Genomic DNA, 1,401 nt, shown 5'->3' with positions numbered 1-1,401 from the left:
TAAGCGGGACAAGGACGAAGCCGCTCGCGCGGCATTGGAGCCTGTGGCAGGCGTTTTGCATTGATCTGACCCCTGTGCATTTGGGAATGGGCGCGGCTGTCTGACGATTGGGACCTCTCAATCGAAAGACAGGAGGTTCCCATGGCGGAGGAGAGAACAACGCCGCTGCGCGAGCGGATGATCGAGGACATGCGGATCAAGGGGCTGGGTGACAAGTCTCAGAAGTCGCACATCCGGGCGATCAAGGACTTCGCAGCGTTTCTGGGACGGTCGCCGGACACCGCGACGCCGGACGATCTGCGCGCCTACCAGCTTCACATGACCGACTGCGGTGTCACGCCGCCGACCTACAACGCCCGCATCATTGCGCTGAGGTTCTTCTTCGAGACGACCTGCGGGCGGGGCGAGATGAAGCGGCACATGCAGTTCCGCACCCAGCCGCGCAAGCTCCCCGTGGTGTTCAGCGCCGAGGAAGTAGCGGCACTGCTGCGGGTCGCGCCAGGACCGGGGCTGAAGTACCGGGCGGCGCTGAGCATCTCCTATGGTGCCGGGCTCAGGGCCTCGGAAGTCTGCAATCTCAAGGTCAGCGATATCGACAGCGACCGGATGCTGATTCATGTCGAACAGGGCAAGGGGCGGAAGGACCGGAAGGTCATGCTGTCGCCGGGATTGCTGAACCTGCTGCGCGAGTATTGGCGCGAGGCGCGGCCTGAGGGCTGGTTGTTTCCGGGCAAGCCCAAGATCAACCCCCTCTCGTCGCGCCAACTCCACCGCGCCTTCAGCTCGGCAAAGCACATCGCGGGGATCAAGAAGCCGGGCAGCACGCTGCACACGCTGCGGCATAGCTTCGCGACGCACCTTCTGGAGGCCGGTACGGATGTGCGGGTGATCCAGGTCCTGCTCGGGCATGCCAAACTCGAAACAACGGAGCGCTACACACATGTCGCCACGAAGCTGATCCGTGACACGGCGAGCCCCTACGAGACGCTGGCCAAGCTGCAGGATCGAAGCCGGGAGTAGCGGACCAGGGTGGTGCCCCGCCCGCGGCTTGAGATCGCTGACATCTTTCGCGCCCATGGTCCCGCATGGCGGCGAGCCAATGCCGGGCATGTCAGCCTCACCCAACTCAGGGTGATGTCGGCGATTGAAGCCTGCCGGACCGAGGCGCTCGGCGGGCATGTGGCAGCCTGCGCCAAATGCGGTCACCGGCATGTCGCGTACAATTCCTGCAAGAACCGGCACTGCCCGAAGTGCCAAGGGCCGGCCGCGCGCGACTGGATGGCAGCACGGGCCGATGACCTACTGCCGGTGGAGTATTTCCATGTGGTCTTCACCCTGCCGGCGGAGATCGCACGGATCGCCTACTGGAACAAGACGGCGGTCTACGGCCTGCTTTTCCGA

The 1,401-nt window shown here is 64.2% G+C and carries 2 protein-coding genes; both read left to right on the top strand.

From position 1 onward, the window contains the following. Window positions 1–141 precede the first annotated feature (141 nt). Window positions 142–1,020, top strand: coding sequence for a tyrosine-type recombinase/integrase (locus AC2FM5_RS19580; RefSeq protein WP_480521402.1), 879 nt, complete (start codon window positions 142–144; stop codon window positions 1,018–1,020). A 12-nt stretch (window positions 1,021–1,032) separates the two neighbouring features. After that, on the top strand, window positions 1,033–1,401 hold a 369-nt coding region (locus AC2FM5_RS19575; RefSeq protein WP_496737644.1), incomplete at its 3' end, for an IS91 family transposase.

It is taken from the genome of Ruegeria sp. BHSA162 (genome assembly GCF_059613385.1).
Note: the sequence above shows the minus strand (reverse complement) of the source record. Positions and strands in the feature narration are given on the sequence as shown.

Excerpts from the sequence above, each read along its gene's own strand:
- AC2FM5_RS19580 (WP_480521402.1), top strand. The coding sequence starts at position 142 with ATGGCGGAGGAGAGAACAACGCCGCTGCGCGAGCGGATGATCGAGGAC.